Here is a 14,404-nt window from a genome sequence, read left to right as displayed (position 1 = left end):
GCAGCCGGGCTGTATGGAGATCTTGTCATGGCAAAACTAATGAAAGCGAGTCAATGGGGCAAACGCGAATTTGCCAAAGACTCTATTCCGGATAACCGAACCATTAAACGTTGGGTTGAAAATGGACTACTCACTGGGAAGATCGTTGACGGTTCTGTTTTCGTCTTCGAGTCTGAAAAATGGGGAGTCGACTCAATGGTTAATCATACGGTTCGACAGTTAATAAATGAAGGTTGACCATGGCAGCCAGACCAAGAAAAAGAGAATATCGCCACCTTCCTGAATATCTTTTATTTGATAAAGATCGCGGTGTTTATAAATTTACGCTTATAACAGGAAAGAAAAAAAACCTTGGTAAAGATCGAGCTATGGCGATTGCTGTAGCTCGCGAATATAACCTAAGAATGAGACCATTAAACGCGCCATCTGTTGATATATTAATTAGGGAATCAGGTGGTATCGCTGGTGAGGCCAAACCATTTGCTGAATATGTAGACCATATTATGAAGCGAGCAATTGAGAATGAGCGGCCATCACAAAATACCCTCGACGATTGGAATAATGATGCCATTCGTGTGAAAGAATTTTTTATCAATATTCCCGCTTGCGATATTGAACTGGAGCATGTAAACGCCTACATAAACCATTATCATGCTGAAGCTTCAGCAAACGTACAGAATAGGAAAGTCAGCTTCCTTAAAAAACTTTTCTCCTATGCGGTCGATGAATCATTAATGTTTGATAACCCGGCCACACGTAAAAAGATGCGCAGGACTGAGGAGAAGAAACGGCAGCGCCTGTCACTCGAACACTTTAAAGCCATCAGACGCGCTGCCGAACCATGGCTACGTACTGCTATGGATTTAGCATTGCAGACGACGCATGCGCGCCTTGAGGTGTCACGAATCCGATATTCAATCAGTGAGCCAAAAGATGGCGTCTGCGGGTGCGTATGGCTTGCACAGTCGGAAAACGGGATTTATGGCACGCTGTACATCCACCGCCAGAAAGTGCAGAAGAAAGAGGCCTCGCATGTCGCAATCCCGATCGGGGAAGAGTTGAAGCGGATTATTGACGAAAGCCGCGATAATGTAGCCAGCCCGTTTATCGTTCACCGGATTCCAGACAGGCAGGTTAAGCGTAGTAAAGAAGTTTCACACCCAACACAGGTTGCGCCGGACTATCTGAGCCGGGCCTTTTCAGCGGTGCGCGACAAACTAGGCTTATGCGACAAACTGGCGATGGACGAAAGACCAACCTTTCACGAAATTCGAGCGCTGGCCGCCCATCTTTTTGATCAGCAAGGTATCGATCCGCAAGGACGAATGGCGCACAGTGATGCGAAGTCGACCAAGATTTACACGCAAAACCATATCGATTGGGTTGTCGTTCCACATGGAGAAATAAAGGCTGGTTAAAAGCACAATGACTTAGACTTTTCATGAAAAATGTTGCGGCACAGAGCTAATTAATTATAATAAAAATGCTTTGTGCCGCAAGCGGATTTTATATAAAAAGCTTTAACCAAGCTCAACTTTAAATAACACATTAAACATGAACATTAAAATCCCTTAAATAAATAAATTTTCATTTGATTCATCCCTAAAATAAGAATATATAAATCGCCCCACTAGAACTATGAAACCTACACTAAATAAGTACTTAATAACATCAGAAAATGAAGTTCCAAATATTTCCAACTTAGACTTAAGATATGTTATCTTTCTTATGTTTAACATTTTGTCATCTACAAACAACAAATCCGCAGTTCCATATATTTTTATTTTTTTATTCTTATTAACAAGCCCAACCAAATTTCCACTGTAAATAATCACGTCAGACTCTGGTTTAATCTCAAGTTTCTTACCATTTATGATGATTTGACTAAGCCCCTTCCCCCTCAAAGAAATTAACTTTCCATTACTAATATCATCATATATTTTTTCAATATTCGGATAGGTTTTTTTATAAAAAGCAAATTCGGCGCTTAATGTTATTGTTGGTGAGTTTTTAAAGATAATTATATCATCAGGAATAACTGAAATTAGAATTCCGGTTAAATATTTCCCCTTAACCTCATAGGTGTAGCTATCAGCTGATAACTGTTGATATTCACATTTCATTTTCTTATTTGCATCTAACCTTGATCTTGGCTCTATCAAATTTGTTATTGTATATTTTTTATCATTTACTATGATATCATAGTGATACTTATCTAAATAGGTGTGATCGCTAATTGGCAAAAAAGTAAAAGCTGAAACTGTTTTAGCATTATTTGTATTAAATACGATTTTCGACTTACTTATACTTGATGCTAACATGTATTCTTTGCTTTCTTTGGTTAACATCAATTGAGAAGCACCGTGTGGAGTCACTTGTACCGAATCACCTTGAATATAACCCATCATTGGAAAATCTTGTTTCAAAACTATAGATGTTGCATTCAATATAGTTTTGTTTTTGTCTACCGGGGGATGTTCGAGTAGAGTGGGCATAGAAAAACAACCTGAAATAATAAATATATTCGCGGCACTCAAACCCTTTTTATCATTATAAACAAACTCCCCTTTACGCATAACATCTAGATAAGTCGGAGTGCTTGTCAGTTTATCATTTAAGAATCCAAATGAATCTTCATTATCTGGGCTTCCAGAATAACCAATATTAGCGCCTTCGGAAACATCAAGTTCTACCTCAACAGGTTGTCTTGCATATACAAGATAAATAAGTACCGTAAGCGACAACGTTAAAATTATTGATATAATAAAAGGAACTATACAAGATAAAAATATAGAAACACCCTTTTTTTTATGCAAGTAAAAAACAATGGAGTTTGATACGCATACAATAAACGACAAAATCAAGGCACCAGCCAAGTTATATATCAAATTAAGTATAAAATCATTTAGAGTTAATCTTTGATATATATAAGACAAAAACAAATCCGTTACAGTTAAAGCACCCCAAATAATAGTTAATAGTGAAAGATAACTTTGAAGCCTTTTCTTGATAAATAAAGCTGCCAACGAAATAATTATAGCAGGAAAGAAATAATAAAAGGTATCGCTTGAAAAATAAAATTGTTTTATATAATCAATTTTCATAGAACATTCATAGCAATTACCAGGATTAAAAGCACCAGTAAAATATTGAAAAAAAACGCCACTCCTCAAAATAAGAAATAGAGACAATATATAAAAGAATAAAAATACAAATGTTTTTGCTTTATTTTTAAGGACACCAAAAAAAACATCCCTTTGATTATGTATCATCATAGCTTATCCATTTTTACCCTATAGCAAGCAATAAAATATTTTTGCAGCCTATGGAATGTCACAACGTTAGTAAAAAATTGTAAAGTAATAATACACCTTCGCAGTAAACATGTGAAGATTGTGTGCTTGCTCTTATCGTGTTAAACAATCCCCCCCGTCATCAAAAGCATAACATTGTGTATTTGTTCTTATTTTTGCTTAACTAACGTAATTTTCAGAACAATATGTCGTGTCGAGCGGGTTCATTGAGTCCCGATTGACCTTCAACCCTTGTTACAAAGCCCAGCATAACTCACCATCACAATTGAAACGGAATGCAGCATAGAGTATTTAGTTTTAGATACTCCCATAGGAGTAGGCATTGAAAGCAATGCCGTATTTCATCTAGTCTCACTTATGTGATCTGCGTACACGATTTACACCTGCCAGAGTTCATCTGCTCCATTTCACTGCATAATGTTGAAAACGATAGGTAAGCACTGAACTAAAATGTTCAAATATCTGGGGTGAAACTATCCCCTAACTCATTGATGTATATAGAGCAGATTTTGCCAAAAAAGCACTGTCTGTTTATACATACAAACATCCCTCACCACCAGTAATGGCGCGGCTTTCAGCGTTTTGAAAGCGGTGTCATGGGGTGTCGGGGGTCGGAGGTTCAAATCCTCTCGTGCCGACCAAAAACCTTCGAAAAACCAGCCTCTTATGGCTGGTTTTTTTGTGCCTGTTTTTTGCAGGGGGTGAAACCCCGTCGAAAAACTCGATCCTTCCTTCACTCCAGACCTGAAACGTGTCTCCCTGCCCGGCCTTTCTCTATAGATCATTCACCGCGTAACCGCCGGCTGTAACTCCCCCTGCCCATCATGATGAAGCAGGACATCCGCCCCTCGCTCCCAGCGGAAATTCAACTCAGTAAATATATACTTCTTACTCAACCTGTTTTCCCATATTTGTTATATGACGGCAGGAAACTTATATGGCATAAGAGCAATAAACGCACATCAAAAGGAATGGCGCTATGTCGCTTTATGACCTCAGAACCGAAGCGCATGCATTACCTGAAGCCTGGCACTCTCATGTATTAGGCCGCATTGGCACTGCAAATCTTAAAGTTGTACGAATGGATGAACGCTCAGTAGCTGAAGAAGTACATGAGTATGACGAGGGGTTGCTGGTCATTAATGGACAACTGGAGCTGAGTGTGAAGGGAGAAAAAATCACTGTATCGTCTGGCCAGCTTTATGTGGCAAAAGCTGGCATTCCTCATACGGTAGATACGGGCAGCTTTGGTATACTGGTTATCATTGATTTACCCGAAACGGACGTTGTCTAAACGTTGATTGCAAGGATGTTAAAGACCGCTTTATGGATATGTTCAAGTTAACACCCTGGCTAAATTGCTGGAATCTCATTCCTGATGGCACCCCATTTGTCACTCATACGTCACAGTTGTATCCGGTCAAAACAGCAACCCATGGTATTAAAGCCATGTTAAAAGTCACTGATGATACTGACGAACAAGCCGGTAATGCACTCATGGTATGGTGGGAAGGGAACGGCGCTGCCCATGTGATTGCACATGAAAAGGAAGCTATTCTTCTCTCAAGAGCCACAGGTTCCGCGTCTTTATCAGCAATGTCTCGTGGAGATAGGGATGATATCGCTTGTCGTATTTTATGTATGACTGCGAACCGGCTTCATTCATTCGCCAAAAGACCGTTCCCCCGGCTAACCTCCCTGCGTGAATGGTTTTATCCTCTAAAACCAGCCGCCTTGCAGTATGGCGGTATCCTGACACGTTGCGCAGAAATTTCAGAAGAGTTGCTTTCTTCTCCACGAGATGTGGTTGTATTACATGGCGACTTACATCACGGTAACGTGCTTGATTTTGAAACGTCCGGTTGGTTAGCCATTGACCCCAAAGGGCTGATAGGTGAACGGGGATTCGACTTTGCTAATATTTTTACTAATCCGGATCTTGGTTATCCGGTACCTGCTGTTGCGACTGTACCAGAGACCTTTAAACAGCGTCTAAGCATCGTTACCAGGATGGCAGACATGGATAAAGAGCGCCTGCTCAAATGGATAATTGCGTGGTGCGGTCTTTCAACCGCCTGGTCACTCTCAAGTAACGAAACGACTTCAATAACAATAAAAATTGCCGAACTGGCGATTGCTGAATTGGAATCGTGAGTGGGATATCGCAACTGGATATGGTGATTTCCTGCACGCCCGCTTCGCGTCAAGAGTAGATACATCAGGAAACAAGCCAACAAGTACCTGAATATGAGTGTTTGCCAGACAGATTTTATCCCTTGGTATAAATATCAGGCCTGGTAATAGTCCAGGCGTAGTTTTCCTGGTTTACTGGCTGGTAGCCGAACTTTTCGTAAAGCCAGGGCGCGGTGGTGGTGAATAACATAATTCTGCGAAGCTGTTCAAATAAAGGATGATTATGCAAACATTCCATCATCCACCTTCCAAGCCCTTCTCCCTGATATTCTTCGAGCACATACACATCACAAAGATAGGCAAATGTAGCAAAATCCGTAATCAGGCGAGCGAAGCCTATCTGAGTATCATGATGATAAATGCCAAAATTAAGGCTGTTTTCAATTGATGTAGCGACAGTGTCAAGATTGATACCCTTGGCCCAGGTCGACCTTGTCAGATACCGATGGATAGCCTTAACATCCAGTTTTTCTCTGTCTGTACTGACCAGGTAGCTATTCTTGCGCCACTCGTAGATCTCGGAAATATTCACTTTCGGCCATACCTCAAATAGTTAGATAAACCCAAGCCTATCACCTGACGAAAAAATGTATGATTTAAATTGCACGGACGGATCGCCACACATGATCATGTCGTCTTGTAGCACATCTTTTTAATGTTTGTACTCCCCTTCCCGCTAAGACTGCGATTATCCTGATGGCAAATTGTTAAATTCCATCTATTATTCGACTGTATTCGTTATCATCTGGAGCGGACCCAATGAGAGTTAAAGGACTTCCCAAAGGATTTTTTATCCTTATTTTACTGATCGTTACCCTGGCCTTTTTTGACGTACTCTCCCCTTACTATTCCGCTATCCTGTGGGCCGCAATCCTGGCGGTGATATTTAATCCGATAAAAAACAATATCCGTACGCGCATCGGTGAACGCAACGGCATCGCGGCGCTCCTGACCGTCGTCATTATCTGTCTTATTGTTTTCACCCCGTTGGCGATTATCATTTCGTCGCTAGCCTTCGAGCTGAACGTGGTCTACACCAAGCTACAGCATAATGACACCCAGTTTCCGACGGTGGTCGCGAACCTGTTTGCCCATCTCCCGAGCTGGGCCAGAAGTTTCCTCTCAGAGCACAATCTCGACAGCGCGGAACAGATTCAGCAGCAACTATCCGATGCCGCCCTGAAAGGTGGACAATATCTGGCCGGTAGCGCCTTCCTGATCGGTAAAGGGACGTTCGGCTTTACCGTCAGCTTCGGCATTATGTTATACCTGCTGTTCTTCCTGCTGAAAGACGGCCCTTATCTGGTGCTGTTAATCCTTGAATCTTTGCCGCTATCCAATTATGTCAAACAGCACCTGTTTGCCAAATTCGCCGCCGTCGCGCGGGCGACGGTTAAAGGTACCGTCGCCGTCGCGCTGGCACAGGGGGCGCTCGGCGGCTTTGCATTCTGGATCGTCGGTCTTGATGGCAGCATTCTATGGGGCGCTTTAATGGCCTTTCTGTCGCTCATCCCGGCGGTGGGCTCCGCCATTATCTGGGTGCCGGCGGCGATTTATCTGTTCGCCACCGGGCAATTGTGGCAAGGGGCGTTTATTGTCGGTTTCTTCGTCATTGTCATCGGCCTGGTGGATAACATTCTGCGTCCGCTGCTGGTGGGAAAAGATACCAAAATGCCGGATTACCTGATCCTGATTGCCACTCTTGGCGGCATGGAAATCTACGGTATCAACGGTTTCGTCATTGGCCCGCTGATTGCCGCCTTGTTTATTGCCTGCTGGAACCTGTTATCGGGGCGTGAACACGCCGGGAACGCCGACTTACTGGACGAAGAGTTTATTGAAGAAGCCAAAAACAGCCGCGATGAATAGCTGGCGCACGCTTCACTTCACTTCACTAGTGCATTTCACTATTCATAATGAAAATAATGGTAAATAACTCTTACCATTCAGGCCAATGATGTTAGTCTGTATTGGTTAGTAACGATAATAAAGGATGATCAACCGTGAAAAAAAATCGCTACGCTTGCTGTTTCTCTGCTGGCCGTTGCCTGTGTTTCCACCAGCGCGTTAGCCGCTGAGCAGCCGTTGGAGAAAGTCGCCCCCTATCCGAAAGCGGAAAAAGGGATGAAGCGTCAGGTGATTCAGCTGCCGCAGCAGCAGGATGAATCCGCGTTAAAAGTTGAACTGATGATTGGCCAGACGCTGGAAGTCGACTGTAACTACCATCGTCTCGGCGGACAACTGGAAAGCAAAACCCTGCATGGCTGGGGCTATGATTATTATGTCTTTGATAAGCTGAGCGGCCCGGTATCAACCATGATGGGTTGCCCGGACGGTAAGAAAGAGAAGAAATTTGTTACCGCGGGTCTCGGCGATGCAGCCATGCTGCGCTACAACAGCAAGCTGCCGATCGTGGTTTATACTCCGGCCAACGTTGAAGTGAAATACCGCATCTGGAAAGCCGAAGAAACTATCGGTAATGCCGTGGAGCGTTAATCGCCAGCGGTAATACAAAACGGCAGCCCTCGGGCTGCCGTTTTTGTTATAGCGCGATATCCGCCATCGGTTTGCCGCCGGTCAGCGGCTTGAGTTCGGCCTGCGGCACGTCGTCTGCCGCGGTCGTCGGCTCGTAGTGTAGCCCCAGCACTTCACTGGTCCACGCCAGCGCCTGCTCAATAGCGGCCGGATTACCATCCAGACGCATGCCGTAGCTCGGCACGATCTCTTTCATCTTCGCCTGCCAGGCCGGCGTCTGTACTTTGTCTTTGAAGACTTTCTCCAACAGCTGCACCATGATCGGCGCCGCCGTCGACGCGCCAGGAGAAGCGCCCAGCAGCGCGGCTACGGTGCCTTCATCATCGCACACCACTTCGGTGCCAAGACGCAACACGCCGCCCATCTTCTTATCACGCTTGATAATCTGTACACGCTGGCCGGCCTGCCACAGGCGCCAGTCTTCTTTGCGCGCTTCCGGGTAGTACTCGCACAGCGCGGCATGACGATCTTTATCTTTCTGCAATACCTGGCTAATCAGATATTTCACCAGGTCAAAGTTATCCATCCCGACGTTAAGCATCGGCAGAATATTCGAGGTATTGGTCGACGCCAGCAGATCCCAAAGGGAGCCGTTTTTCAGAAAGCGGGTCGAGAAGGTCGCGAACGGCCCGAACAGCACCACGCGTTTGCCGTCGATAATACGGGTGTCGATATGCGGCACCGACATCGGCGGCGCGCCAACTTCCGCCTGGCCATAGACTTTCGCCAGGTGATGATTAACCACTTCCGGGTTCTCACACACCAGGAACTGTCCGCCAACCGGGAAGCCCGCATACTCTTTCGCCTGCGGAATGCCGGTTTCCTGCAGCAGCGTCAGGGCAGCGCCGCCCGCGCCAATAAAGATGAATTTGGTTTTGATCGTCCGCTTCTGGTGACGATTGTTGGCATCCGCCAGCGTCACCGTCCAGCTGTTGTCCGCATTGCGCTTAAAGCGGCGAACGACGGTACCCAACTGGAGAGAGAAGTTATCATGCGTCTGTAGCCCGGCGATCAGCTGGCGAGTGATCTCGCCGTAGTTAACGTCGGTACCCATTTCGGTACGCGTCGCCGCGACTTTTTGCTGCGGATCGCGCCCTTCCATCACCAGCGGCGCCCACTCTTTGATCTGCTGATGATCTTCAGAATAACGAATACCGCGGAATAGTTCGCTCTGCTGCAGCGCCGCGTAGCGCGCGCGCAGGAAGTTAACGTTGTCTTCGCCCCACACAAAGCTCATGTGCGGCACGCTGTTAATAAAGGATTTCGGCTTAGTCAGGATGCCGCGGGTCACCTGGTGGGCCCAAAACTGACGAGAAATATGGAAGGACTCATTGATATCGACCGCTTTGTCGATATTGATCCCATTGGCGGTTTGCGGCGTGTAGTTGAGCTCCATCAACGCCGCATGGCCGGTACCCGCATTGTTCCAGCCGTTCGAGCTTTCCTCGGCAACGCTGGTCATCTGCTCGACCATGGTAATAGACCAATCCGGCTCCAGTTCCTGCAGCCAGGTTCCCAACGTGGCGCTCATGATACCGCCGCCAATCAACAATACATCCGTCTCTTGCTCATGGCGGGTGTTGGTCCGATTTGTATTGGAACCAACCGCCTGTGAGCTGGGTACGGCCATCTTTTTCTTCATCGGATTTGAGCCTTACTTTTACTCGCTTTTTTTATTTAGCGCAGGTGAAACGATTCTCGGGATCAAAGGTACCACCTGTACTCAAAAATTTAAATATTGTTTAAATTTTAAGTTGAGTTTTGAGATCTGTTATAAAAATGTTTAATAAATGTGTACACAAAATCACTTTTTGTACTGGTATGATAGCCCTTTCCGCGCTATCATCTCCCGTTCTGTGATGGAGCGCACGCCAACGGCGGCTTCTCTCCCTTCAAATTTTTAATCATCCGCGAACTTTTATGCCCTCAACTTCCCGCACTCTCTCACCGGCGTTGATAACACGCGAGACCCTCGCTGGCGTGCTAACTGCCCTGGCGTTAATCCCTGAAGTCATTTCATTTTCGGTCATTGCCGGCGTGGACCCGCAGGTCAGCCTGATTGCTTCAGTGGTGCTCTGTCTGGCGATGTCGGTTCTCGGCGGGCGTCCGGCGATGGTGACGGCGGCGGCAGGTTCTGTCGCCCTGGTAATTGGCCCGATGGTACATCAGCATGGCGTAGGGTATATTCTGCCTGCTGTCATTCTGGCTGGTATTATTCAAATTTTGTTTGGGGTATGCGGTATGGCGCGGTTAATGCGCTTTATCCCGCCAGCGGTGATGACCGGTTTTGTTAATGCGCTCGGCATTCTTATTTTTTTCGCCCAGGTTCCCCATTTCTGGAGCAGGCAGCCGCTCATCGTCGGCCTGTTCGTTCTGACGCTGCTCATCGTGCTGTGGGCGCCGCGTTTTATCAAAGCCGTGCCGGCGCCGCTTATTGCTATCGTCCTTCTCACCGTTTATACCGTCACCAGCGGACAGTTGCTGCCGACCGTGGGTGATGAAGGCGCCATGGGCGGCGGTCTGCCGGGCTTCAACGCGCTGGCGGTGCCGCTGGATTTAAGCACCTTGAAAATTATCTGGCCCTGCGCCCTGAGTATCGCCTTTGTCGGCCTGATGGAATCGCTGTTGACGGCAAAGCTGGTTGACGATCTCACCCATACGCCGTCAAATAAGTCGCGTGAGAGCGCAGGACTGGGGGTCGCCAATATCCTCGCGGGCTGCTATGGCGGCATCGCCGGGTGCGCGATGATCGGCCAGACTATCGTTAACGTGGAAATGGGCAAGGCGCGTAGCCGCCTATCGACGATAGTGGCCGGTCTGGTACTGCTGCTTCTGGTGACGGCGCTTAGCCAGGTGATGGCCAAAATTCCAATGGCGGTGCTGGCCGGGGTCATGGTGATCGTGGCGGTGAAAACCTTCAGCTGGCAGAGTATTCGCCCAACCGCGCTGGCGCGCAATCCGTGGCCGGAAACGCTGGTCATGGCGGCAACCGTCGTCGTGACGGTCACGACCAGTAATCTGGCGATCGGCGTACTGGCGGGGCTTATCGCAATGGCGCTCATCCCTCGCCGCCTGCGCGTAAAAGCGCAGCTTACATCAGAAACAGCGTCGCCAGACCAAGGAAAATAAAGAACCCGCCGGTGTCGGTAATCGCGGTGATCATCACGCTGGAGCCGACCGCCGGATCGCGCCCCAGCTTGACCATCACCATCGGGATGATAACCCCCATCATCGCCGCCATCAGCAGATTGAGCATCATCGCCAACGTCATCACCCCGCCAAGCTGCGGGTCATCGTATAACCACCAGGTGATAGCCCCCATAATCCCGCCCCATACGAGGCCATTAATCAGCGCCACCCCCATCTCGCGCAGGATCAGGAAGGTAAAACTTCCCGGCTGGATCTTTTGCAGCGCCATCGCGCGGACGATCATGGTGATCGTCTGATTGCCGGTATTCCCGCCTATCCCGGCGACGATCGGCATCAGCGAGGCCAGGGCCACCAGCTGCGAAATGGTATGTTCAAAGCCATCGATCACCCGTGAAGCGATAAACGCCGTACAGAGGTTCACCGCCAGCCACGCCCAGCGGGTTTTCACCGCTTTGCTTACCGGCGCAAAAACATCATCATCTTCGCTCAGTCCGCCCATCCGGCGCAGATCGTTATCGGTCTCTTCGTACACCACATCGACGATTTCATCGATGGTCAAACGCCCCATCAGCTTGCCGTCGGCATCAATCACCGCAGCACTCAGTAAGTCATCACGTTCGAAGGTACGCGCCACTTTCTCCGCCTCTTCCTGCGGCTGGAAAGTCACCGGATCGCCTTCCATCACCTCGCCAACGCGCTTTTGCGCATCGTTGAGCAGAATAGTCTGCAGCTCCAGCTCGCCGAGCAGCAGTTTATTGCGCGTGGTGACGAACAGTTTATCGGTGTTTTCCGGCATTTTGCCCAACCGGCGCAGATAGCGCTGTACCGCCGCCAGAGTGGCTTCCGGGCGAACGGTAATCACCTCAAACTCCATGATCGCGCCGACGGTGTTATCGGCGTAGCGCATCATCTGGCGAATGCGCGCGCGTTTATCCGGCGGCAGCGTCGCCAGCAGGCGGCCGGTTAAGTCGCGCGGCAGGTGCTGCAACAGGTAAACCTGTTCATCAATATCCAGCGATTGCAGGGCAAATATCAGGTCGTGGTCGCTCATCTTGTCGATGAGATCGCCCCATACGCTCTCTGACGCCTCCAGCAGCACTTCGCCGCGCTTGTCATCGGCAACCAGCCCCCACAGCGCGGTACGCGCGTCATAAGGCAGCGCTTCCAGGGCATCGGCGAGATCCGGCGGCGGCAGATGCGACACCAGCACTTCCACTTCCGCCAGGTCATCGGCCAGCGTCCCTTCATCATAGCGCTCCGCGAGGGTGAGTTTCCCCAGCAGCGCGGAGGTGACGGCTTTATCAGTGCTCAATAGCCAAATCAGGCGGGCGCGTTCTTCATCGCGTAATCGGGCGCTTTTTTTATGCAAAACGGACATCGCTCAGGCAATCCTTGTGAGAATAGAAGTCGACCTGCATGGCCGCAGCCATAAGCATAGCGCGAGGAGGGGGAAATAATAACCGCCAGCAATTTATCTGCTGTAAAAACCAGCAATATGTCCCGATCGGACGAAAACGCCCGATCGGGTAACCAGCAAAAACGTTAAGCAGTACGTGCTACCGCGTCGCGGGTCGCCAGTTCGCGCTCAACGCCGGTGAGCTCGCTCAGCTTGCCGCTGCGCATCTCCAGCAGGCGATCGGCATGCTGGAAATAGTGATCATCGTGGCTGATGGCAAACACGGTTTTCCCCATTTGCTGCATCAGCGGCAATAGCACCTGATAAAACTCGCGGCGGAAATGCGGATCCTGATCCGCGGCCCACTCATCGAGCAAAATTATATCGCGCTCTTCGGCCAGCGCCAGCAGCAGCGCCACACGCTTTTTCTGCCCTTTAGACAGCTTCAGATCGAGGATTTTCCCCTCTTCCAGCTGCAGCTTGTGGTCCATCTTCAGATACGCCAGCCACTTCGCGACCAGCGCCGGATCGGCGCGTTCGCCTTTTGGCCCTAACAGACGATCAAATAGCCAGACATCGGTAAATACCGCCGAGAATAGCTTGCGGTAATCTTCTGGTTTTTCCGTCGCCAGAGGTTGACCATCGAGCAGGATCTGCCCGGAGAGCGGTTGATACAGCCCGGTCAGCAGCATCGCCAGCGTCGACTTGCCGCTGCCATTGCCGCCAATCAGAAACACCAGTTCGCCGCGTTTGAGAGTCAGATTAATCGGCCCGACGGCAAAACTGTTATCCGGGTAGCGGAACGAGACGTCGCGCAGCTCCAGAGTCTGCCAGTGCGGATGCGCCTGCGGCTCGGGGAAACCGGGGCGGTAAGGCGCCAGCGCGAACTGATGCAGTTTATTGAATGCCACCTGGGCGCTGAGCAAGGTCGGCAGCGCCCCCACTGCCGACAGCAGCGGCGTACGCAGGAATAGCAGCGTCAGGGAATAGGTCGCCGCCACCGCGGTATTGGCCCACCCGAGGCCATTAGCCATCCAGAACACCAGACCGATGGCGCCAAGCATCATGATATTCGACCAGTTCACCGCGCTCAGGTGGAACGTATCGGCGCGAATGATGTGGTGGCGATAATCGCGGGCATCCGGCAGATACAGCTGATTAAAAACATATTCGGCGCGTTCGCGGTTCAGCGTCAGCTCTTTGCGCCCTTCCAGCACCGTCTGATAATCATGATACAGCTTATCTTCGGTCTCGCGCAGCGTCGCCATATGCTTATAGACGCGCGCCACCAACACAAAGCCGCCCCAGATGGTGACCGCCATCCAGACCGCGGTCACCAGCATCATTTTACCTGACAGAAAAGCCAGGTAGGCGGCGGACCCGAAGGTCAGGATAATCCCCTGCACCAGCTCCGGCAGGCGCACAAAGGCGATGGTAATGTTACGCACGTCGCTGGTTAAGCCCGCCAGCAGCGAAGCGCTGCCGATTTTTTCGATCTTTTCGATTTGGGTGTCGAGAATGCGTTTTATAAATTCGCCGCGCAGGCGATAGACGAAATGGTGGCCAAGGGTGGTTAACGCCAGCTGCGAGCCGAGCGTGACCGCCATCAACAGCAGCAGCAGGCCGAGAAACTCCGGCAGCACGGTGAGCGAGGTATCCACAAGGGAAATCAGGCGCAGGTTTATAAAAGCGATAAGCCCGATACCCAGCGCCGCGCTGAGCAAACTGAGCGCCATGACGGCAATGAACGGCCAGCGGTACTGGCGCCAGACAAGAACAAGTAATTCCATAAGCTACGATCCGGACAAGCAAACAG

12 protein-coding genes are annotated in these 14,404 nt (G+C 49.2%); 7 read left to right on the top strand and 5 right to left on the bottom strand.

Annotation, left to right across the window (positions count from 1 at the left end; genetic code table 11):
- The first annotated feature begins 27 nt into the window (after positions 1-27).
- Both ABLV66_RS07835 and ABLV66_RS07830 read left to right on the top strand, forming a co-directional pair.
- Entirely contained in the window at positions 28-237 is a 210-nt protein-coding gene (locus ABLV66_RS07835; RefSeq protein WP_045419636.1) for a hypothetical protein, read from the top strand.
- 2 nt (positions 238-239) lie between these two features.
- The gene (locus ABLV66_RS07830; RefSeq protein ID WP_348876069.1) at positions 240-1,418 is read left to right on the top strand and encodes a phage integrase Arm DNA-binding domain-containing protein; all 1,179 of its coding nucleotides are present in this window, start codon (positions 240-242) and stop codon (positions 1,416-1,418) included.
- A 153-nt stretch (positions 1,419-1,571) separates the two neighbouring features.
- Here ABLV66_RS07830 and ABLV66_RS07825 read toward each other — a convergent pair whose 3' ends face one another.
- Positions 1,572-3,275: a DUF1761 domain-containing protein gene (locus ABLV66_RS07825; RefSeq protein WP_348876070.1), complete on the bottom strand. Its 1,704-nt coding sequence runs from the start codon at positions 3,273-3,275 to the stop codon at positions 1,572-1,574.
- Between the two features lie 1,018 nt (positions 3,276-4,293).
- Between ABLV66_RS07825 and ABLV66_RS07820 the strand changes: the two genes are divergently transcribed.
- Together ABLV66_RS07820 and ABLV66_RS07815 are read left to right on the top strand one after the other, a co-directional pair.
- Entirely contained in the window at positions 4,294-4,608 is a 315-nt protein-coding gene (locus ABLV66_RS07820; RefSeq protein ID WP_045391377.1) for a cupin domain-containing protein, read from the top strand.
- A 32-nt stretch (positions 4,609-4,640) separates the two neighbouring features.
- Positions 4,641-5,468: an aminoglycoside phosphotransferase family protein gene (locus ABLV66_RS07815; RefSeq protein ID WP_047043227.1), complete on the top strand. Its 828-nt coding sequence runs from the start codon at positions 4,641-4,643 to the stop codon at positions 5,466-5,468.
- Between the two features lie 115 nt (positions 5,469-5,583).
- On the opposite strand, the gene ABLV66_RS07810 is transcribed toward ABLV66_RS07815, so the two are convergent.
- Entirely contained in the window at positions 5,584-6,039 is a 456-nt protein-coding gene (locus tag ABLV66_RS07810; RefSeq protein ID WP_045376845.1) for a GNAT family N-acetyltransferase, read from the bottom strand.
- Positions 6,040-6,266: 227 nt separating this feature from the next.
- Between ABLV66_RS07810 and ABLV66_RS07805 the strand changes: the two genes are divergently transcribed.
- Together ABLV66_RS07805 and eco are read left to right on the top strand one after the other, a co-directional pair.
- Entirely contained in the window at positions 6,267-7,376 is a 1,110-nt protein-coding gene (locus ABLV66_RS07805) for an AI-2E family transporter (protein ID WP_045391382.1), read from the top strand.
- A 144-nt stretch (positions 7,377-7,520) separates the two neighbouring features.
- Positions 7,521-8,003 carry a serine protease inhibitor ecotin gene (gene eco, locus ABLV66_RS07800; protein ID WP_348876117.1) on the top strand — a complete coding sequence of 161 codons (483 nt, stop codon included), beginning with the start codon at positions 7,521-7,523 and terminating at the stop codon, positions 8,001-8,003.
- 46 nt (positions 8,004-8,049) lie between these two features.
- Here eco and mqo read toward each other — a convergent pair whose 3' ends face one another.
- Positions 8,050-9,684, bottom strand: a complete 1,635-nt coding sequence (gene mqo / locus ABLV66_RS07795; protein WP_047043232.1) for a malate dehydrogenase (quinone) — start codon at positions 9,682-9,684, stop codon at positions 8,050-8,052.
- 278 nt (positions 9,685-9,962) lie between these two features.
- Between mqo and ABLV66_RS07790 the strand changes: the two genes are divergently transcribed.
- Positions 9,963-11,171, top strand: coding sequence for a SulP family inorganic anion transporter (locus tag ABLV66_RS07790; RefSeq protein ID WP_047043234.1), 1,209 nt, complete (start codon positions 9,963-9,965; stop codon positions 11,169-11,171).
- On the opposite strand, the gene mgtE is transcribed toward ABLV66_RS07790, so the two are convergent.
- Both mgtE and ABLV66_RS07780 read right to left on the bottom strand, forming a co-directional pair.
- Positions 11,134-12,570 carry a magnesium transporter gene (mgtE, locus tag ABLV66_RS07785; protein ID WP_045391390.1) on the bottom strand — a complete coding sequence of 479 codons (1,437 nt, stop codon included), beginning with the start codon at positions 12,568-12,570 and terminating at the stop codon, positions 11,134-11,136. The two genes, ABLV66_RS07790 and mgtE, sit on opposite strands and share 38 nt — an antisense overlap.
- 164 nt (positions 12,571-12,734) lie before the next feature.
- On the bottom strand, positions 12,735-14,378 hold the full coding sequence (locus ABLV66_RS07780; protein WP_047043236.1) for a multidrug ABC transporter permease/ATP-binding protein: 1,644 nt from the start codon (positions 14,376-14,378) through the stop codon (positions 12,735-12,737).
- Positions 14,379-14,404: the final 26 nt, after the last annotated feature.

It is taken from the genome of Klebsiella sp. CN_Kp073 (assembly GCF_040065495.2).
GTDB classification, from domain to species: domain Bacteria; phylum Pseudomonadota; class Gammaproteobacteria; order Enterobacterales; family Enterobacteriaceae; genus Klebsiella; species Klebsiella aerogenes.
Note: the sequence above shows the minus strand (reverse complement) of the source record. Positions and strands in the feature narration are given on the sequence as shown.

Bases quoted from the DNA above. Each gene is read 5' to 3' on its own strand.
- ABLV66_RS07835 (WP_045419636.1), top strand. From the start codon at position 28: ATGGCAAAACTAATGAAAGCGAGTCAATGGGGCAAACGCGAATTTGCC.
- ABLV66_RS07830 (WP_348876069.1), top strand. From the start codon at position 240: ATGGCAGCCAGACCAAGAAAAAGAGAATATCGCCACCTTCCTGAATAT.
- ABLV66_RS07825 (WP_348876070.1), bottom strand. From the start codon at position 3,275: ATGATGATACATAATCAAAGGGATGTTTTTTTTGGTGTCCTTAAAAAT.
- ABLV66_RS07820 (WP_045391377.1), top strand. From the start codon at position 4,294: ATGTCGCTTTATGACCTCAGAACCGAAGCGCATGCATTACCTGAAGCC.
- ABLV66_RS07815 (WP_047043227.1), top strand. From the start codon at position 4,641: ATGGATATGTTCAAGTTAACACCCTGGCTAAATTGCTGGAATCTCATT.
- ABLV66_RS07805 (WP_045391382.1), top strand. From the start codon at position 6,267: ATGAGAGTTAAAGGACTTCCCAAAGGATTTTTTATCCTTATTTTACTG.
- mqo (WP_047043232.1), bottom strand. From the start codon at position 9,684: ATGAAGAAAAAGATGGCCGTACCCAGCTCACAGGCGGTTGGTTCCAAT.
- ABLV66_RS07790 (WP_047043234.1), top strand. From the start codon at position 9,963: ATGCCCTCAACTTCCCGCACTCTCTCACCGGCGTTGATAACACGCGAG.
- mgtE (WP_045391390.1), bottom strand. From the start codon at position 12,570: ATGTCCGTTTTGCATAAAAAAAGCGCCCGATTACGCGATGAAGAACGC.
- ABLV66_RS07780 (WP_047043236.1), bottom strand. From the start codon at position 14,378: ATGGAATTACTTGTTCTTGTCTGGCGCCAGTACCGCTGGCCGTTCATT.